The sequence below is a fragment of the Candidatus Magnetobacterium casense genome, assembly GCF_019173545.1.
GTDB classification, from domain to species: Bacteria; Nitrospirota; Thermodesulfovibrionia; order Thermodesulfovibrionales; family Magnetobacteriaceae; genus Magnetobacterium; species Magnetobacterium cryptolimnobacter.
In genome coordinates this window covers 1-19,600 of record NZ_JABXWD010000044.1, presented here as the reverse complement: position 1 = coordinate 19,600, position 19,600 = coordinate 1, and the positions used below count along the sequence as shown (strand labels likewise).

Genomic DNA, 19,600 nt, shown 5'->3' with positions numbered 1-19,600 from the left:
TGTTGCACCCTTGAGTTATGTCGGACAGTGGTTTAAAAAGCTCGGTCCTCTGTTTACGTGTAAAAGCGCAGAACGGGATAAGAAATTAACAGCGATTGAGGATCGGTTGCAAAAAATAGAGGAACGTCTTGCCAATATAGAAAAACACGGCGTTGTGGTCGCAAGCGACATTACGGTTATCAAGAAAGAGGTTGACGAATATAAGAAGGCGCTCCTGCGTGGTGTCCTGCAAGATAACATTATGTTGCGGGAAGAGACATAATTCTGATATGCTACAAGGAAATTGTATGTCTGTCTATAAAGACAAGGGAGAATAGCAACAATGACAAGAACGAAGGTACTTAACATTGGAATAGACCTTGGAACGTCAAGGAGTGTCATAGCGTGCGATAACGGCGTGCGGACGTTTGTGCCAAGCTACGTGGGATTTCCAAAGGACGCCGTATCACGCAAGATGTTTGGCCGGGACGTTATATTTGGCGATGATGCCCTCAAACACCGTATGGCGCTAAACCTCTTCAGACCCTTTGACAAGGGCATGATCAAGTACGCCGATACAAATCCGGAATCCAAGGAGTACAAGAACGCCCTATATGTGGCAAAGGCGCTGCTGCAACACCTCGTTGATCTGGCCAAGGAAGGGGATCAGGAGAGAGGGGTTGACTACATCGTGCGTGGCGTCATTGGCGCTCCGGCCCTGGCAAGCAGGAAAAACAGGAAGGCCCTCCTGGACGTGGCACGTGGCATCCTCGATGGTGTGATGATATCGTCGGAGCCATTTACGGTGGCATACGGGTTGAATCTGCTGTCCAATGCGCTGATAATCGATATTGGCGCCGGTACCGTTGACCTGTGCAGGATGCACGGCACCATACCCACGGATGAGGACCAGATAACGACCTTCAAGGCCGGAGATTACGTAGACCAGGTCTTTTACGACCTCATTACAAAGAAGTACAAGGATGTCAACCTGACTATCAACATGGTCAAGAAGTTCAAGGAAGAAAACGCATTTATCTCCTCTCAGGGAGAGAGGGTGTTCATAGAGGTACCCGTCAAAGGCAAGCCCGAAAAGCGTGACATAACCGATGAGTTGCGTCAGGCCTGCAGGACGATAGTGCCCGATATAGTGGAAGGTATACGAACCCTGATAGCCGAATATGACCCGGAGTTCCAGAACAATCTCAAACAAAACGTCGTCCTCGCCGGTGGCGGCAGTCAGATAATAGGCCTGCGCAAGGAGATCGAGGACTACATGATAGAGACGCTCGGCTACGGAAGGGTGATAAAGATAGAGGAACCCCTCTTTGCCGGAGCCAACGGGGCAATGATGCTGTGTAAGGACATGCCCGATGAGTACTGGGACGAAATAAGCAAGCGATAACCGATGGAAAAGATACTGTCAGACATACAAACCCGGTGGACAGCAGAAGACCCGTGGGCAGAGGAAGGCCGTTTGGCTGCGCTGTGTGGCGATTTCGATCTGACCGAAATTATAGATGGCCAGGAGGTTGTGGTGTACAGTCCGTCCTTTGAGCATCAGATCGTACTGATAAAAATTGCAGCAAAGATTATTATCCATCTGCAATATACCAAAATAGGAGAAATGCTTCTATCTCCTTTGGATGTGATATTAGAGGAAGGTCGGCAGAGGTTGCAGCCCGATCTGATATTTATAAGGAACGAAAGAATGTCTATAGCCCAGGACTGGATACGCGGCGTGCCCGATATGGTGTGCGAGGTGGTATCCCCGGGGAGTTACAGGTACGATGCAATCAAAAAACGCAGGATATACGAAGACTATGGCGTTGCGGAGTTCTGGCTCGTCCAACCTCAACACAAGGCCATCGAGGTATTTGCCATAGCCAACGGCAGATATGTTCAGCGTTGTGCGGCAGCAGAGGAGGGTGTCATCACCTCGGAGGTGATTGACGGACTGGAGTTTGATGTCAGAGATATCTTTGGGGCAAAGGAGTAGACGATTGTGCTTAAAAAATTACTGGTAGCGGGGATAATTCTATTTCTTGCGGCGGTGTTTCTGGATCAAAACTATGTACAGGTGCCGGTGAAGTTTTTCGTGGGTAATCCGTTTCACTTCAACCTGAGTTTGATTATTATTGTCAGCGTATTTGTAGGAGTTTTGTTGACAGCCGTGTCAATATTAGGTTTTAATATCACCAGGGATAAACTCCTGAAAAGAAAACTGAGCGTGAAAAAACATTAAATTTATATATATGTAGGAGGGTCAAATGGAGAATAATCTAAGGTATATGATGTCGCACATGGGCGATTACATGGTTGGTTTGATAGATAAGGTAAGCAGCACCGCAAAGGCCTCTGCCAAGGGAGTTGTCCTCACGTATGACATACGCGACCTGCGCGGCAGAAAGAAAGACGTCTTGCACAAACTAGGTAAACGCCTGACGGAGTGCAGAAATATCGACGGCGGTGCGTTTGTGGCCAGAGACGACGAGCTTACCGGACTGCTCAATGAATTTGACGACATCCAGAACAAGACAGAAACGTTCCTGAAAGAGAGAACCGAGCGCCTCTATCCCTCAGAGGCAACTTCGTGCATGCACTCGGCAGCCGAGTTGAAGGATGCCGTTGACATTACCCCTGCGGCTGAGGTCGTCAGCGAACCTGTCGAGGCAGTGGTCGAAGAGGCCGTCAGCAGCGAGCCGGTTGAGGCAGTGGCTGAAGAGGCGTCCGCTGAGGCAGCAACCGAAGAGGCCGTAAACGAGCCGGTTGAGGCAGCGGCTGAAGAGGTCGTCAGTGAGTCTGTTGAGCCGGCGGCTGAGGAAGATGTCAATAGTATATCAATGACATTCACAACTCCGGTGGTAGCCGGTGAAGGTGGTGAAGCGTCAGTTGAGGACGTCGGCAGCGAAGACCAGAGACAAGACGAACAAACACAAAACGAAGGGGTATAAATAAACATGTCCAAGATAATGATAGGCGTATTTTTAGGCGTATTTGTAAGCGCATTGACCTATGAGATACTCTACAGGAGCAATCCCGACCTGATAGAAAAGATCAAGAACAAGACGATGGAAAAACTGGACTGTCTGTTGGCCGTAAATGAGGCATGAACACAACAATGACCTCAAGACAAGGATGAAAGGTGTATAACGATGAAGGGCTTTCTTAGAGCAATGAAGTACATAGCCGTCGGCATATTGCTGACAGTCGTGTTTCTTTTCTACCTCAATCCGCCAGAACCTGTGCGTGAAATGTTCAGGATAAAGGACAGGGATAAAAGAGTAAAACACATAGATGCCCCCAAGGTGAGCCTCAGCGATGCCATCCTGGTTGCCGGTAAGCGGATTTTCAACTGGAGACAGGCCAACAAACACCAATTGGTAAACGGCGCCATAGCTCCGGATCAACTCCAGCCCGATGCAAACAATCCCGCGCCTCCGGCAGTCGATCCGCTCAACAACGCACAACCATTCGATAACAATGGTGTCACAGACCCCCTGGCACAACAACCCAACGGTGATGCCCCGATAGATGTGCCAAACGACGTGCCCCTACAGGCACAGTTCCCCGGCTCAAAAGACGGGCCGACATCGCAGGTGGCCAATCAGCCCCCTTCTTTGTCGCTCCAGGACGCTCCTGGCCTCAACAACCTGGGCGCCAAGACCAAAGACATCGCCAACACCATTATAAACGAAACAACGGAAAAGATACTGCAAGAGGGCCACTGGATAGGCCTGGAGGTAGTCCCGCTGACGCCTCAGTTGGCTGCGGCAAACAACATCCCCGCTGATGTCGTGGGCGTGCTCGTGGACGAGGTCACACTGATGGCCGCTGCTGCCGGAGTTATGGCGGGAGACGTGATATTGGCCGTCAACGGCCTGAAGGTCAAGGACTTGAACACCTTTGAGAAATCAACCAGACAGGTTGCAACGATAAACCAGGCCACCGTAGCCGTATACAGAGGCGGCACCAACAAAGATGTAAAGGTCGTGGCCAACAACGCCCTGGGCGTGGCGCAAATGGAGGGGGCACCAATGATCCTTTCAACTGCCGTCAGACCCCACGGCTACTACGGCCCCTGTGACAGGTGTCACGTAATATCAAGGACACCCAGCAACAAAACCGGACAACTGGCAAAAGATGCCGGCGACGTGTTAATCACCACCCCACCCCCAATACAGTGGGGGGTACAGTCGCCACACGGAGACAGAGGAAAATGCACCAACTGCCACACAATAAAATAGCCCCCGATCATATAGTCTGCAAGGAGTGCTACAAGTGCGAGAGCAAGGCAACCCTTGTGGCTGTCGTTGCCAATCTCCTGTTGGCCGTGTTCAAGGCCGTCATCGGAATACTCAGCGGCAGTAAGTCGATACTCGTTGACGCCCTGTATTCCTTCAAGGACTTCATGACCTCTCTGGTGGTCTACGTGGTGGTAATAGTATCAGGAAAACCAGCCGATGACAACCACCCCTACGGACACGAAAAGATCGAGTTCGTGGCCATACTGCTAATAAGCATATTGATAATAATCGGCACGCTGTTCCTGTTTGTCCACTCGGTGAAGTCCGTGTGGTTTGCCTTCCAGGGCAATATCGAACAGCCAAGGTTTATAGCGTTCTGGGCGGCGCTGATATCGGTGGTTGCAAACTACAAGATAGCGTCATACCTCTCCTGCGTAGGACATAAGCGAGGCTCCCTGGCCATGTTGGCAAACGCAAAACACAATCACTCCGATGCCGTATCCTCAGCCATGGTGGCAGGGGCCATCCTGGGCACCCACTATGGACTGTATTTCCTTGACCCCCTGGTGGCAGTAATTGAGACAATTGACCTCATCCGCCTAAGCGTGATCATGCTCAAGGATGCACTGGACGGCGTAATGGACTCAAACGTAAATCAGGAAACCATCGACCATATGGAGGAACTGACAAAACTCGTCCCCGGCGTACAACAGGTAACGCAGGTCATAGGCAGAAAGGTCGGCAGAGGTATGTGGGTCAGCATAATCATAAAGGTCAAACCGGACCTGAACTATGAGGATGGCTACAAGGTTGGCTTACAGGTTGAGGAAACCATAAAGAAAAAGGTTGGCAATGTCGCCGGTATTAATCTTTCGATAGAGCCGCATGTCGTATGATTATGATATTATTGAGCAACATTGCGTATAAAGGGGTCAAGGGGACTGGTCCCCTTGCTACAGGTTGAGGAAACCATAAAGAAAAAGGTTGGCAATGTCGCCGGTATTAATCTTTCGATAGAGCCGCATGTCGTATGAGTATGATATTAATGAGCAACATTGCGTATAAAGGGGTCAAGGGGACTGGTCCCCTTGCGGGGGGTTCTGAAGGGGGGCGGAGCCGCCCCTTTCTTTTCTCCCTTACCCTATAAGCGATAAAGAGATGAAAGATAAAGAATTTGACTGGTTTGAGAAGCTGCTGATAGTTACCGGCACTAACCTGCCCGATATCAGACGCGAAGTGCGGGAGGTTATGGAGGAGTATGGATATGAGAGCGAATACAACGGCGGGCCTAAAAAGCTAGTGGCATACAAGGTGGCAAGCAAGCTAATCCGCGACAGCTCCCTAAAGGCCGGAACAGTCGGCGGAGTATCTGGCGCATTTGCAACGATCCCAGGACTGGGTACGATCAGCTCCATTATCCTGGCAACAACGGCAGACATAGCCATACTATTGAGGATACAGGTGGAACTCTGCTACTCCATAGCCGTGGCCTACGATGTCAACCTCAACGAGGACGAACTCCGGGCAATCACACTTGCGATCCTGGGATTCTCAGGCTCAACACAGTGCGTAAAAGGTATAACGGCCGGGGTCACCAGAAAGCTCGTTGACGAACTGGCCGAGAACTACCTCAAGATCGGCATCGCAAAGGCAACCGAAGGCGTGGCCGAAGCGTTGCTCCCACGCCTGATGCGCAACGTGTTTAAGTTCATGCCCCTTGTGGGCGTGCCGTTGGGGGCATCGATTAATATAGCGTCAACCATAAAGTTGGGCAACCAGGCACGTAAGTACTTCAGCACGTGGCATGACCCCGTAGAGTTGGATGTATGCGTCGGCGAATAGGCAAGAAAAAGCTGTTTTTGGTTGTCATACCGCTGGCGGCCTTTTTTCTGACGGTGGCAGAGAGGGACTTGGTCTACAACAGACTCATAGACAAGCAGCATTTCGTGCATATAGCCAAGAGTGTGGTAGAGGCTGAAACGCAACGCCGACATGACGTTGTCTACGGTAACATGGCAGTGGCAAGGAGATACGTGGAAATAGAAAAACAGGTGTTTGAGAAGTTGAGCACGTTAAATGGGATGATAAAAGACAACGCCCCCGCAAGTGTCAGGAACAATGTCCAGGATGAAATAATAGTGTTGATGAGAGACCTCAACCTCATAGCCGAGGCCTATCCCGCCATAAAGGCAAAGGGCCCCTACGTGTTCCTGATGGAGACGATGCAGGATGCAGGGATACGGTTAAGCAACGCACGGCACAACTACAACAGCATCCTGTATGAGTACAACGTGTTTTGCCGGATGTTCCCGTTTAACATCTTTGCCAACCTGTCGGGTTTCAGGGAAGAGGATTTCTATGAGGCCGTGCATGGGGCAAACAAGGCTCCGGCCTTTTTACAGTTGATAAAATGACGGATAATATAAGACATACAAGCATAAGGAAAGAAAGAAAGGGGCGGCTCCGCCCCCCTTCAGAACCCCCTGCAAGGGGGCCAGCCCCCTTGACCCCTTTCTACGAAGGCTCGCTATGTTTTGTTAAGGAGATACCTTTAAAGGAGGACATAAGACGATAGTTTATGAAGTATCCTGAATGTGAAGTATGCGGCAAATGGTCGCCGCGATTGAGTTTTATCGGTAACTCCGCCATATCGGTGTTTAAGTTTGTCGTGGGCATATTGACCGGTAGTAAGGGTCTTGTGGCAGACGGTATCCACTCGGTGGCCGATGCGATATCGTCCCTGTTCGTCCTCATAGCCCTGAAGATATCGTCCAAGCCCAAGGACAAGGGACACCCCTTCGGACACGGCAAGATAGAGTATATCAGCACAATATCAGCCAGCATATTTATCTTCATATGTGCGACGATGATATTTATAGATGCCCTGCACAGCTTCAAGAGCGGCGTCCGTGAGGTGCCGGAAAATGCGGCAATATTGGCCACAGTCCTGGCGCTGATTTTTAGCTACCTTATGTACTCATCCAACACGTGCTCCGGAGAACAACTCAACAGTCCAGCCCTGTTGGCCGATGCCGCAGAGAGCAAGGCAGACAGTCTGACCTCAGTGGCAGTGCTCCTGGGTCTGATCGGAACAAAGATCGGTTACACGCAGGCCGATACGGTGGCAGCGGCGGTGGTGGCCCTGTTCGTCTTCCACATCAGCGTGGAGATGTTCCTCAAGGGCGTAAACGGCCTGATAGACGTATCCATGGACAAGGAGGTCATAACGACCATCGTTGACCTGTGCATGAAGATAGATGGCGTTGAGGGCGTAAAAAGCGTAAAGTCCAGGTGCATGGGACAAAAGTGTGCCGTTGATGTAAACATCGACGTCTCAAGTAAAGAGACGGTGTTGAGCGTCCACAATATAGCAGAGCAAATAAAAAAGGCGATTACGCTGAATATAGATGAAATCGACGAGGTCTTTGTCAAGGCACAACCAATTGGGAAATGGAGGTTTTGGGGCACATGATTGGTGTTGAACTAACGGGTTATATTGCTTTAATTGTACTGATAGTTGCAAACGTATACTATCCCGCAAGGATGATCGCAAGGACGTTCTTCAACGATGTCAGTGAGGTAAAGGCGTTTTTTAACAAGTACCTGGGATTGCACATGTATCTGAATTTCTTTGGCCTGCTGATCGTGGCAATCCATGGGCACGGCGCCGAAGAGAGAAACATCGTCCTTCAGATAGCCATGCTGCTGACAATCTTTATGGTAGTGGCCGGCTTTACAATGTATCAGAAGGCCAAAAAAGGGCAGGGCAGAGATGACGATCTCTATCACGCCAAACAGATATTGTTCTTTGCGTGGTTTATAGCCGTACTGGTGGGACATGCTCTACTGTAGTTGGTATATGATGCGTTTAGATTGTGTACGATACAAAGGACAGAATGGGAGGCCTTGCCTCCCCTCAGACCCCTCCACAAGGGGTCACGGACCCCTTGACCCCGTAATATGCAATTGTTTGTATGGAAAATCCATGCATGTGGATAAATTATTAATTCAGAGAGATAGTTAAGTTTAGTATATATGAAAGACGGAGGTTTGAATTAACGGATGATGGAAAAGTTTGACACAAGTGACCTGCAGGTCTTGCTGAAAGTGGCAAGGGTCAATTCAGGTAAGTTCCTGGATACGATGATCGGCTACTACAACAAGATATTTCAGATATCCAGCGCAGAGACAACAACTATTTATATGGATATTGGCGACAAAAAACGCACAAAGGGCGACTTTGACGGCGCCATCAGGGCATACAAAAAAGTGCTCAAGGCCGACCCCAATAATGTCGATACCCTCCTGAAGCTCGGCAAGACATACATGGATATCGGGTTGCCCAATGACGCCATAGAAACGCTGCGGAAGTTTGTAGTCCTCGACACAACCTCGGCAGAGGCATACTATATACTGGGCTCGGCCAACTTCATGCTCGACGAAAAACAGGCGGCGATAGATGCCCTGGAGCGTGCCATTGCACTAAACACCGGTTATGCGGATGCCTACTATAAACTCGGCCTGGTCTATGACAGCATGGCCGAACACGACAAGGCCATAGAGGCTTATGAAAAAACAATATCGATTAAGCCCGGATTTATCAGGGCGTATCAGAGCATCGGACTGGCCTACGAGGGCAAGGGACTAAGGGATGAGGCCGTGAAGTACTTCAAGAAGGCCCTGGAAAAAGAAGAAAAAAAGGCAAAGTATTAAATGTTTAAGATAAATAAAAAAAACGTAAGGAGTGTAATATGTTGAGTATTGTTTTTGGGTTGATAGCAATATGCCTGGGACTGTGGGGTTTGTCGAACTACTGGTGGTATATAGTGGACGTGTTTGTTGGTATCCTGCCGCTGTTTCTGATCTTTGGCGGCTTTATAGCGGTGCTCGCCGGAATAAGAAACACCGGCCTCACGGCTAAAATGAAGGACAACAACGTAAACAAGACAGAGGCCTACGAAGCTGAAGAAGCTGATGAAACTAACACTTAGGGTTGTGGCATAAGTTATGATGATAGGAGAAGGCTATGGAAGATTACAACACAGAAGATAGCATGGAGCGTCAGGCTGAGAGCTGCCCCAGAAATTACAAGCCCTGGATATGGACGATAGTGATTATGGCCGTGCTGACCCTCGGATGGGCCGTATATGAGAGCTATCAGAAAGGCAGTATAGTCAGAAAGCTCCTGGAGACCGACGACTATAAGGGCATGGCCAAAGGTAAGCTGTCAGGCTTCTACAACACCGCCGGAGCAACCCAGGTAAAGGCCAAGATATCACAGAAGACGTATCACGAAGTCATAGATGCCGTGCGTCCGGCCCTCGTTGGCATAGACGTCGCCGTTGGCCCGATGCAGAACGCACAGGCTCCGGACCCCAACAATAACAACAACGTAACCTTCATTGCCGCCGGCGAACCCGCAGTCAACTACACGAGGGTAGGCTCCGGTGTCATCATAGAGCCAAGCGGTTACGTCCTGAGCAGTTATCACGTAGTCTCAGGTGCGGTTGCGATGAAGGCCACCGTCTACGACGCAGAAGGCGGCGCACGGGATTATCAACTGAAACTGGTAAACGCCGATAAGGAAAACGACCTGGCACTGTTACTGATACAGGGCAAGGGACCATTTCCATATGCGTTTTTGGGAGACGCCAACAAGGCAAGAACGGGCGACTTCGTCCTCGCAATGGGAAGCCCCTACGGCTTTGACCAGACCATTACAAACGGTATAATCAGCAGCCGAAACAGGACCATAACCATCGGTGGCCGTATATACGAGGGAATGCTCCAGACCGACGCCCCAATCAACAAGGGCAACAGCGGCGGCCCGCTGGTCAACCTCGATGGAGAGGTAATAGGCATCAACACGGCCATCTATTCCCCGATGGGTACGTTTAGCGGGATTGCCTTTGCCGTGCCGATAGACAGGGCCTCCGAACTGGTCGCCGGCGTGGTGGACTTCAAGGGCGGTGCAGTGCCTGTTGCCGCCGGACAACTGGTGGCCTGGCAGCGCAATGGCCGTCAAGTAGGAAACAGCTTCAAGTTGCCCAACGGCCAGATCATAACCCCGCCTCACCCATACAGGGGTAAGTGCATCACGTGTCACCCGCAGTTGTGTCTGAACAATCCCCCCACAGCAGGTAATGTGCCTGGCATGGGCCAGGGAGCGATTCAGCAGGTGGCAGGCCAAAATACAATCAACGATGAGCCATTCCTGGGCATAGTCGTCCAGTCGGTTGACACGGTCGTGGCCGACCACAACGGCATGATCCACCCCGCAGGCGTCCTGGTAGACAGGGTCTATCCCCGCACAACCTCCGAGGCAGCCGGACTCCAAAGAGGCGATATCATTCTCAGGGTGGATGGCAGACGCGTCAATACCCCCGTTGACTTCAAGCAGGAACTGGCCAAAAAGAAGATAGGCGCAAAGTTCGAATTCGAAGTACTGCGCAACAAGGCAACGATAAAGATCAAGATCAAAACTGATCAACAACCGCCGTTTCTGCCTGAGACCAAGCTGAAACCAATAAAGGAATTTGTCTGGTTGGGTTCGGAGTTCCAGCCGCTTAAACAGCCGCTTGCGTTCTACGTCAAAAACGGCGTGTTCGCAGCCGACATAGAAGGCGTCCTCGCCAGGGCCGGCCTGATGCGTGGCGATATCATCGTGGGCATAAACAAGATGGACGTCAACGACATGCCGTCCTTTATCCAGATAACCGGCAATCTGAAACCCGGCAAGGGCATCCTGCTTGACGTGCTCAGAGCGGGCGAGTTCCTCTACATAACGGTGCCTCAATGAACGAAAAGGTGCAAATGAACAGGATCATCAAAAAGCTCTACGCCAAAGAGCTTGGGCTTATCGAGGCCGCTCCTGTTGTGCGCATAAGGAGGATAAACCCCCTTACCCTGATCAGCCAACAGTTGTGGAGCAAACACTCCGCCGCCGTCAGGGTCGCTATATTTGCCCTTTTTATGGCAGCGATATCGGCAGCCATATACTACTACAACGCCTTTACGATAAACATCTATAAGGTAAAGATGGAGGCCGCACAGATCGACGTTCAGTTGCAACGCCGAAATGACCTCATCCCCAACCTCATAGCGGTCGTCAAGGAGTACATGGGATATGAAAAGAACGTGTTCATGCACACAGCCGATGTGCGGTCTGCGGTAAAGTCCATCGAGGACACACTCAAAAAACCCGCAACCGCAGCCGGGGTCGCCGCCGTTGGTACAAAAGAGCTTGAGATGGCCTCCGCACTGTCAAAGTTCCAGGCAGTGGCCGAGGCCTACCCGGCCCTCAAGGCATCCGATGCCTACCAGGCGCTGATGAAGGAACTCTCCGATACCGAAACACGAATCGCCGAAATGCGCATAAACTACAACAAGGCAGTGACGTTTTACAATTCGAGGCTAAATATGTTCCCTGCGAACATGTTTAACCTGTTGTTTAGTTTCAGCCCCATTGAGGCATTTGAATCAGAACAGGGCGCAAAGTCTTCGCCCAGGATGAAGTAAAAAGAGGTGTAAACTATGGTTGAAAGCGACATCGAACAGAAGATAAAGACCATGAACGAGGGCGAAAAAAACACCCTCCTCAAAGACCTGCTAGCGGCAGCCCTGAAGGTAAAGGATATCTCCGACTCAAGGAAGGCCGTGATGGGCGAACTCAAAAAAACCTCCGAACGGGTGATAAGCGACGTTGTCAAGGTGATGGAAGACCAAATAGTCCGCGCCGAAAGCGAAAAGGAAGACCTCAAGGTTCAGATCAAAAAACTCCAGGACAGCTCCGCCCAATACGAACAGAAGATAGCAAAGGTCACGCGCGAAAGCGATGAAAAACTACGGGCATTCAACGAAGTCCTGGAAAAGACGGAAATGGTAGCAGCACAAGCGCTGAAGGAAAAAAGCGAAGTCCAGGAAAAACTAAAGAGATTGCAGGACAGTTGGGAGAGCTTTGTCAGTGGGACGTAAAATTGAGATGTTATGTATTAGCTATGTACTGTCAACAACATATAATGGGGTCAAGGGGACTGGTCCCCTTGCGGGGGGGTCTGAGGGGGGGCGGAGCCGCCCCCTTCTTGTGCCCTTTTTAACCATAAGAGGGGGTAATTTTTCCTATGGTTGCAATACGTATATCAAATAGTAATGGGTCAGAGGCCCGGGAGTTTGACGAACTAAACGGTAAATCGAGAGATCTCTCCGCTGAACTGGAGGAGTTGATTGCCGAGTTCAATCGCCTCAACGCGACAATCGAAAAAGACGGCTACAATCTACAGCGGTCAAAGTCAGAACTGGCGCAGAACGACCTCGAGGCAAAGGCGGCCTCCGATGTAATTCTGAATTACAGGAACAAAAAAGCCAAACTCGGAGACCCGGACGAAATACTAAAAGAACTGGATTTCCTCGATAAACGCCTGTCCACCTTACAGGAAGACGAAAGAAAACTCAAGGCAGACATCTCTAAGACGGAGACCAACGCCTATAACGACAACCTTGATATCGGGGACCTGAAGACAAGGTTGCAGGCATTGGTGTCCTCAATCGAAACAAATACGTCTCAGAAGGAGTCCCTGACGGTGCAGGTGCGTCAACTCCAGGAAATAGCAGCCATATTTGTCCAGGCCGAGGCCATCGAAAAAGAACTGGATACCCTCAACAACGACTACGACAACTACGCCAATGACCTCGATAAAGTCAAAACGTCGCTGTCACGGGAAACGGATATAGTCGAATCACTCAGGGGCAGCGTAAAACAGTCTGAAACCCAGTGCAAAGAACTCGAACTAAAAACCAGAGGCGTGGACGAACTGGTCAAAGAACGCACGTTTATGAAGTCCGAGATCGAGTTCATATCTCCCCAGGTGACCACCTATGACATACACATAAGGGACCTCACCAGGGACCTCGAGGCCAGACAGACAGAACTCAATACCCTGGCCGGTGGCAACGCACAGAGCAAGGAAAAGTTAAGACTGATAGACGAGGAGATCGCCCAAAAAGACGGCGAACTTCAAGCAGTTGCCGAGCAGCGCCAAAGACGCGACGAACTGGCCGCCACACTCGAAAAAACCCTCAACAACCTCAAAGAGGCATACATGGATAAAATGATCCTGGATACCGAAATGCAGGCCATCGACAACAAAGCAAGCATCATAGCTCAGGCGGTGCGCTTATGATGACCAGAGACTACAGCCCCAAAGAGACCACCTATAACAGAGAGGAGATGCTCGACCTCATAAGTAATGTGGTACAAACGCTGGTCATTAAAAAGAGGATCATCGCCCTGAAATCGGAGATTGCCAAAAAGCTCAGAGACGTCCAGTACATGCAGGACAAGGTCGCCACGGTCAGAAAGAAAAGCACCGACCTTAAAATTTCCATCTCCGACCTGGATAAAAAGTTGGTCCAATCCCGCGAGTCTCTGAAAAACTACAGAGAGGAAAAGGCCAAAGTACTCATCTGGCTGGAAAAACTCAAGGAATTTGAAAATACCCCCGGCCTCATCGACGACAAAAAGAGACAGGTGCAAACGTTGACCGACAGCGTCCATAAGCTATCGGAGAGATTTAAGGCACTCGATAAGTCATACAAGGAAATCAGCAAACTCAAACAAGACCTGCTCCGCGACACGGAGGAAAAAACAAAGACCGCCGACAAGCTCTCAGACGAAGTGCTCACGCTACAGCGCCAGAAAGACCAACATGCCGATAAACCCTATCTGACCGCAAGCAAGGACGAACTCACCGCAATGCAAAAGGAGGCCACAGCAAAAATAAAAGACCTCCAGCAAGAGATCAAAAAGGTCAAGGACATGCTCACCAAGGGCAAAGCCGAACTTACACAGGCACAAGCCAGTCTGGCCAAAGAAACCCGGGAAAAGGAAAAACTCTCCGCCACCGAAAAAGAACTCGAAGAAAAAATCGCCTACTACACCTCCATAGAGGACAAAGATGTACTGCTCGCCGATATAGATGAACTCAAAAAACACCGGGTCGCCATCATCGCAGAACTCGAAGACAAACAACGCAAGATACATGAAATTGAGGCCAACATCGAATCAACAAACGAGGCAATCGAGGGCGAAAAACACTTCAACGAAAACTTCGTGAAACGCAAACTGCTGTTGGAAGAAAAAAGAAGTCAGGTCGAAGGCATCCCGCAAAAACTGGCAGAGTACAGTCGTGAAGCGGATATCAATGAACGCTTGATACATCAGAGTAAGCAACTCAATGGCTACATAGATGCCGTAAATAAATTCATGGATGCTGAAGTCAAAGGCATTGACAAGTACTTTAAGGTCTTTGAAGAGGCGGTAGCAAAGTAAATGCTAATGAAATCAATCCAACAAGCAACCCAAAAGGTGATCCGACAGGCGGTCTGGGAGATGAAGACACAAAACCCCCTGTTGCTGCTGCTGATACTGGGAGGCATATGCTGTTGCGCCTGGCTGATGTTTGACACCACCTCAACGACAAGCATGTCAGCACAACCACCTGCCATAGCCGTAGACCCCGATGTCGCAGCAGATATGGTAATGCTGGAGACAACCCCCATGATCGGCGTCGGGCAGACCCTCCATGAGCCGATAGACGGCTTCTTTGAGATCGTGTTACTGCTTGCCGTGGGGGTCTCAATCGGCTTTATCGGTACGCTGATAGGGGCCGGGGGAGGATTCCTGGTAGTACCCGTGTTGATCATTTTTTATAAGTTCCTACCGCACTATGCAGTTGGAACCTCTATGATCATCGTTTTCCTCAACGCCCTCTCAGGTACGTTTGCATACGTATCACAGAAACGCATAGACTACGAAATCGGCATCAAATATTCCGTGGTGGCCATCCCCGGTGTGATCATTGGCGCCTTGTTGGCCCTCAATATAAGCATCAATACCTTTTACGCCATCTTTGCCATGTTGCTGACCGTGATGGCATATGTACTGATCTTTGTGAACGACTTCTATCTGGTCAGGGAAAACGTTGACGACCTGCCACTACGCCGGACACTGCGTGACTCCTTCGGCACAACTCACGTTTATAGCCCCGATATGGCCATAGGGTTTTCGGGCAGCTTCATCGTAGGCATCATATCGGGCCTGCTGGGCCTGGGGGGTGGCATTATACACGTCCCCTTTATGAACTTCATCGGGATGCCCCTGCACGTGGCCACCGCTACGTCGCACTTTATAATAGTCATAACCAGCTTCTTCGGCCTCGTAACCTTCCTTGGACTGGGGGCCGTCAATGTAGATTATGCCGTCGTCCTGGGAATTGGCTCGATCCTTGGCGCCTACTATGGGGCAAGGGCCTCTATCAAAACACACTCGGATATGTTGAAAAAGATCATCGCAGTACTGCTGGTGCTCTTGTCGATTAAACTATTTCTGAATATCACATAAGGATTATATAAAAAAAGGTCTCTTCTTTATATTTCATGGTAACTATGCTTTAAGGCAAGGAAGAAGGAGGGCGGCTCCGCCCCCTCCTCAGACCTCCCCTGCAAGGGGGCCAGCCCCCTTGACCCCTTATTGCGAAGTCTTACCACGTTTTTTAAGAAGATACAAAAAAGTTAGGAGGATACAATGCAACAAGAGACGCAGAGAAAAGGATTTATGGGTGGCGTGGCAAAGGCGCTAAATGCCACGGGAAGCTTCATGGTAAGTGCATATGACGTCAGCGCCGACTTCATGGTAAGTGCATATGACGTCAGCGCCGACTTCACAGTGGCTATGTACAATCAGTTGAAAAAAACCCCGGACCTTTGGAAAAAAACAGTGGACCTCGTAAGCTTTACCCCCGCACTGGCATCCAAAACAAAAGACCTGTTTGTTGGCGGTGTGTCAAAGATTAAACTCAAAAAAGACGAAACCGGTGAAATCGAAGACAAGATCGACGAGTACGAAGATAAGATCAAGGGCCTGTTCTATGAGATAGGACAGGAGGGGGCATCGGCAGAAAAACTCGACTCCGATAAAGCAAAAAAACTCATAAGTGACGTCAAGGAGTACGAAAAAGAGATACAGAGACTCAAAGTGCGTATCTCCGAACTGGAAGACATCAAAAAAACCGAAAAACTAAAACAAAAAGAGAAAAAGGCCGAAGAGAAAAAATCCGCCGAAACCAGGGTAACAAAGAAAAAAGCCAAACACATAGATGCAGGCACAGTCAACGCCAACATCAAATCCAAGACCGACAAGGCCGTTAAACTGGGCGAGTTCGACACCGATTCAGATCGTGCAATATTTAGCAAAATAGCAGCCGACCTGCTCGACTCCGATATGGAAATAAAGATACTCTCCGCCGCAGAACTCGGAAAGATCGCCAATAAGGCAGCCGTCCCCATACTGCTTGAAGCCGTCAACTATAATAACCCATTCCTGACCACCGAGGTCGTCAACTCCCTGACCAATATCGGTGATACGCAGGCAATAGAGCTGTTTGTTGACCTGCTCAACGATCCCGCCTACAGGGTCAGACTCAGCAGTCTCAGGGGTCTGTACAAGATAGGCGAAGGCGACATAATAAAGCAGCTTCTCACCGAAGCCCTGAAAGACGAACATCCCGAGGTAAGACGCATGGCCGCTACGTACATCGGCTGGAAGGATGTCACGGAGGCCGTACCGTCCCTCGTGCAGTCGCTTAACGACAAGGAGGACAAGGTCAGAAAGGCCGCCGCCATTACCCTGGCAAGCCTCAAGGACAAGACGGCTGTGCTACCGCTGATGAGACTCCTGGGTGATGACAACGTGGAAATCAGAGAGAAGGCCCTGGAGTCATTGAGTATCCTTACGGGTGAATCTATATCGTTTGACGTGCAGTTGTCGGGCAGCGCCCTTGCCGGTGCAATCGAGGAACTGAAAGATTGGTGGCAAAAGGAAAAACTCGGCAAAGCAGAGTCCTTTGCACTCCCCTCTGAGGGCGAAGACGTATCGGTCGAAGCCGTAACAGAGGTGCAAGAGGTCCCTGAGGAGAGAGCACCGGAGAGATCCACAGCACAAGAACCGGTAGCCGAAACCCACGAGTCGATCACCGAGGCAGCCCTTGTCGCCATGTCAGCAGAGGAGCCTGCCGCAGAAGAATCAGCCGCACCGGAAGCAACCACCCAAGGCGACGGCAGACTATCCGAGGCACAACTGCGTGATATGTCAAAGGCCGAAATCATAGCCCTGTGTACTGAGCGTGGCATCGAATGCGATGAGACCTTTACAAAGACCGAGCTAATAGAGTTATACCTCAAATAAGGAGGTAGTGATAAATGCCACAGCAGATAAACGAGCAAATAACGGATTCCAATCCGGTTACCCCCATGAGTGATCAGGGCATAAATGCAGACTCCATCGTGGAGGATGTATTAAAAAAAACCGAAACGGAACTGGAACTTGTAAAAAAACAGGTCAAGTCCCTGGAGGACAAAAATGACCTGCTTACAAAGGATGCAAAGGTGCTTGAGCTCCAACTCCTTGACAAGAGAATGGAACTCAAGAAGCTGCTCAGACAGGCCAACGAGGTCAGAGGCAAGCAGCTCAAACCCATGATAGATGAAAACAGCCTGGTCTTTGACACCGACTTCCTGCAGGCGGAGGTCACAAGGCTGGGCGAGGCCTATGACAGCGTCTCGGAACAGTTGAACGAGGAAATATTTGTCCTTGGCAACATCATCATGGACATCGAGTTCATGAAGGGTGAAATGAATATCTATAAGGAAAAGATCAACTCTGTCCAGGGCGATATACCCCGAAGGACGATAAGCCTTGCGGGCCTGGAGGACAAACTCATCCAGACCCACAAGGGTATGAAAAACCTTCTGGACAGAATGAAAGAGATCAACAAAAACGTCAAGGTAGAGTTTTACAAAAAGGAGACCAGATGACGCCAACAGAGATAAAAAACAGAAATGCCCAGAGAGGTGACACAGCAGATGGTATCTCGGATACGGCAAACAACGTAACGGAGATGTCTGCCCCTGATATGGATGCCTTGGAGTTTCCCTTTGAAAGCAAGACACAACATCAGAGTCGTGCCCTGATGACTACACCGCTGTTGTCTGAGATCAGGGGAATTGAGTTCCTCAAGGAAGTGATTAGTTCCGTTGACGTAGAAAAAACGCTCAACGACATGTTCGCCATAATAGGCAATATGGAAAAGCAGCTCAAGAAAGTACTTTCCATAAACGCCATACTGGACAAGGACCTCAGGGCATCAAAGGAGATCATCTCAGACCTGCGACATGAAAAGGGGCAGGTTGAAAAAGAACTCCAGAAGATCACCGATGAGACTGCAACCAGAGAAGAATTGCAGGCTGAGATCGAACACCTCATTGATGAGAGAAATATCGCCCAGACCGCCATAGTTGACATGAAAAAGGAGATCGACGCCCTCAAACGAAAGGAACTATTGGCCAGGGAACGGGCCGATGATCTGGAGATTGAAAAATCAGACCTGATCAGGGAAATCAACTACCTCGAAATAAGGTATTCCTCTGCGATAGAGGCAATCGGTCGTCTGGAAAGGGAGATTAGTACGCTTAGGGGTGAGCGTATAGTCAATCTTGAAAAGATAAAGTCGCTTAAGAAAAACGTAACCACGCAGGCAGGGTAAAGCAATGTATAAGTTCAGAAGGACACAAGAGCAGCCGCAAGTGCCACAGGAAAAAAGCGCCTACGAGGTACTCTACGACGGCATCAAGGACACGATCAGGGGGAAGCTGACGGAGCTAAAGCACTCAAGGGAGCGACAGGTTGAGCTTGAAAGCGAAAACAGGGAACTTGAGGCAAAAATAAAACAGCTCAAAAACGAAACCGAAGGAATTGATGCCGTAATAGCCTCAATTAGCGTTGAAATCAAGATGACCAACAACAGGGCGGCAGGCTATAATGGCAGCATAGAGTCCTTAAGTTCCAGGAGAGAGTACCTCATTGAAGACGTCAACAGGCTCAAGGTAAACATAAAGACCATCATGGTGGACATGGACAACTGTATGGCGCTTAAGACCCACCTCATAGACGAGGTGGATGCCATAAGGAGCGAACGTGACACCATCGCCAAAAAGCTCAAAGACATAGAAAACGGCGTACAGCAGTTATCCCAAAGAAACGAAACCGTGCTTCCTCACCTGCAGGGGTACAATAAGGTACTCAGGCATTTGTACACGGTCTGTAAGGAGACAGAAAACAAGATGGACGTGGCCATAAAACTCCTGACCTGACAATGTCACATTACAATCTCTGCAATTAAAAGATGTCTGAACCACGATTTAACGGATTAAGGTATCCTCTTTATATTTCATGGTAACTATACTTTTACGCATCCTGGATTCCTGGTCAAGCCAGGAATGACACACTTGGAAAACGGCTGTAACTGTCATTCCTGCGAAAG

Annotated in this window: 24 protein-coding genes; all 24 read left to right on the top strand. The window is 49.8% G+C overall.

All coding sequences use genetic code 11. From position 1 onward, the window contains the following. The coding region (locus HWQ67_RS04120; RefSeq protein WP_218251377.1) for a hypothetical protein at positions 1-262 on the top strand (262 nt) is incomplete at its 5' end. 60 nt (positions 263-322) lie between these two features. Then, entirely contained in the window at positions 323-1,384 is a 1,062-nt protein-coding gene (gene mamK / locus HWQ67_RS04115; RefSeq protein WP_218251376.1) for a MamK family actin-like protein, read from the top strand. 3 nt (positions 1,385-1,387) lie between these two features. After that, the gene (locus HWQ67_RS04110; RefSeq protein ID WP_218251375.1) at positions 1,388-1,978 is read left to right on the top strand and encodes a Uma2 family endonuclease; all 591 of its coding nucleotides are present in this window, start codon (positions 1,388-1,390) and stop codon (positions 1,976-1,978) included. A gap of 6 nt (positions 1,979-1,984) precedes the next feature. Continuing rightward, on the top strand, positions 1,985-2,224 hold the full coding sequence (locus HWQ67_RS04105; RefSeq protein WP_218251374.1) for a lipopolysaccharide assembly protein LapA domain-containing protein: 240 nt from the start codon (positions 1,985-1,987) through the stop codon (positions 2,222-2,224). A 25-nt stretch (positions 2,225-2,249) separates the two neighbouring features. Then, complete coding sequence (locus tag HWQ67_RS04100) at positions 2,250-2,933, top strand: hypothetical protein (protein WP_218251373.1); 684 nt, start codon at positions 2,250-2,252, stop codon at positions 2,931-2,933. A 6-nt stretch (positions 2,934-2,939) separates the two neighbouring features. Next, positions 2,940-3,092, top strand: a complete 153-nt coding sequence (locus HWQ67_RS04095; protein WP_218251372.1) for a hypothetical protein — start codon at positions 2,940-2,942, stop codon at positions 3,090-3,092. Between the two features lie 42 nt (positions 3,093-3,134). After that, positions 3,135-4,226 carry a magnetosome magnetite formation protein MamP gene (gene mamP / locus HWQ67_RS04090; protein WP_218251371.1) on the top strand — a complete coding sequence of 364 codons (1,092 nt, stop codon included), beginning with the start codon at positions 3,135-3,137 and terminating at the stop codon, positions 4,224-4,226. Continuing rightward, on the top strand, positions 4,199-5,122 hold the full coding sequence (mamM, locus tag HWQ67_RS04085) for a magnetosome biogenesis CDF transporter MamM (RefSeq protein WP_218251370.1): 924 nt from the start codon (positions 4,199-4,201) through the stop codon (positions 5,120-5,122). The genes mamP and mamM overlap by 28 nt, the downstream gene beginning before the upstream one ends. Positions 5,123-5,384: 262 nt before the next feature. Next, positions 5,385-6,068, top strand: a complete 684-nt coding sequence (locus HWQ67_RS04080; protein WP_218251369.1) for an EcsC family protein — start codon at positions 5,385-5,387, stop codon at positions 6,066-6,068. After that, a complete protein-coding gene (locus tag HWQ67_RS04075) occupies positions 6,053-6,640 on the top strand; it encodes a LemA family protein (RefSeq protein ID WP_218251368.1) in 588 nt (195 codons plus the stop codon). Before HWQ67_RS04080 ends, HWQ67_RS04075 begins: the two co-directional genes overlap by 16 nt. Before the next feature lie 164 nt (positions 6,641-6,804). Beyond that, positions 6,805-7,698 carry a cation diffusion facilitator family transporter gene (locus HWQ67_RS04070; RefSeq protein WP_218251367.1) on the top strand — a complete coding sequence of 298 codons (894 nt, stop codon included), beginning with the start codon at positions 6,805-6,807 and terminating at the stop codon, positions 7,696-7,698. Beyond that, positions 7,695-8,078 (top strand): hypothetical protein, encoded by a 384-nt coding sequence (locus HWQ67_RS04065; RefSeq protein ID WP_218251366.1) that lies wholly within the window; start codon positions 7,695-7,697, stop codon positions 8,076-8,078. The genes HWQ67_RS04070 and HWQ67_RS04065 overlap by 4 nt, the downstream gene beginning before the upstream one ends. A gap of 210 nt (positions 8,079-8,288) precedes the next feature. Next, complete coding sequence (locus tag HWQ67_RS04060; RefSeq protein ID WP_218251365.1) at positions 8,289-8,939, top strand: tetratricopeptide repeat protein; 651 nt, start codon at positions 8,289-8,291, stop codon at positions 8,937-8,939. 38 nt (positions 8,940-8,977) lie between these two features. Beyond that, a complete protein-coding gene (locus HWQ67_RS04055) occupies positions 8,978-9,217 on the top strand; it encodes a hypothetical protein (RefSeq protein ID WP_218251364.1) in 240 nt (79 codons plus the stop codon). 35 nt (positions 9,218-9,252) lie between these two features. Beyond that, positions 9,253-11,025, top strand: a complete 1,773-nt coding sequence (locus HWQ67_RS04050; RefSeq protein ID WP_218251363.1) for a trypsin-like peptidase domain-containing protein — start codon at positions 9,253-9,255, stop codon at positions 11,023-11,025. Further along, positions 11,022-11,744 (top strand): LemA family protein, encoded by a 723-nt coding sequence (locus HWQ67_RS04045; RefSeq protein WP_218251362.1) that lies wholly within the window; start codon positions 11,022-11,024, stop codon positions 11,742-11,744. The genes HWQ67_RS04050 and HWQ67_RS04045 overlap by 4 nt, the downstream gene beginning before the upstream one ends. 15 nt (positions 11,745-11,759) lie before the next feature. Then, positions 11,760-12,200: a hypothetical protein gene (locus HWQ67_RS04040; protein ID WP_218251361.1), complete on the top strand. Its 441-nt coding sequence runs from the start codon at positions 11,760-11,762 to the stop codon at positions 12,198-12,200. Between the two features lie 146 nt (positions 12,201-12,346). Next, positions 12,347-13,405 carry a hypothetical protein gene (locus HWQ67_RS04035; RefSeq protein WP_218251360.1) on the top strand — a complete coding sequence of 353 codons (1,059 nt, stop codon included), beginning with the start codon at positions 12,347-12,349 and terminating at the stop codon, positions 13,403-13,405. Next, a complete protein-coding gene (locus HWQ67_RS04030) occupies positions 13,402-14,553 on the top strand; it encodes a hypothetical protein (RefSeq protein WP_218251359.1) in 1,152 nt (383 codons plus the stop codon). Before HWQ67_RS04035 ends, HWQ67_RS04030 begins: the two co-directional genes overlap by 4 nt. A gap of 60 nt (positions 14,554-14,613) precedes the next feature. Further along, on the top strand, positions 14,614-15,624 hold the full coding sequence (locus HWQ67_RS04025; RefSeq protein ID WP_218251358.1) for a sulfite exporter TauE/SafE family protein: 1,011 nt from the start codon (positions 14,614-14,616) through the stop codon (positions 15,622-15,624). Between the two features lie 183 nt (positions 15,625-15,807). Then, positions 15,808-17,466, top strand: coding sequence for a HEAT repeat domain-containing protein (locus HWQ67_RS04020; RefSeq protein ID WP_218251357.1), 1,659 nt, complete (start codon positions 15,808-15,810; stop codon positions 17,464-17,466). A gap of 14 nt (positions 17,467-17,480) precedes the next feature. Continuing rightward, on the top strand, positions 17,481-18,095 hold the full coding sequence (locus HWQ67_RS04015; protein ID WP_218251356.1) for a hypothetical protein: 615 nt from the start codon (positions 17,481-17,483) through the stop codon (positions 18,093-18,095). Next, on the top strand, positions 18,092-18,823 hold the full coding sequence (locus HWQ67_RS04010) for a hypothetical protein (protein ID WP_218251355.1): 732 nt from the start codon (positions 18,092-18,094) through the stop codon (positions 18,821-18,823). The genes HWQ67_RS04015 and HWQ67_RS04010 overlap by 4 nt, the downstream gene beginning before the upstream one ends. 4 nt (positions 18,824-18,827) lie before the next feature. Next, on the top strand, positions 18,828-19,430 hold the full coding sequence (locus HWQ67_RS04005) for a hypothetical protein (protein ID WP_218251354.1): 603 nt from the start codon (positions 18,828-18,830) through the stop codon (positions 19,428-19,430). The last annotated feature ends 170 nt before the right edge of the window (positions 19,431-19,600 follow it).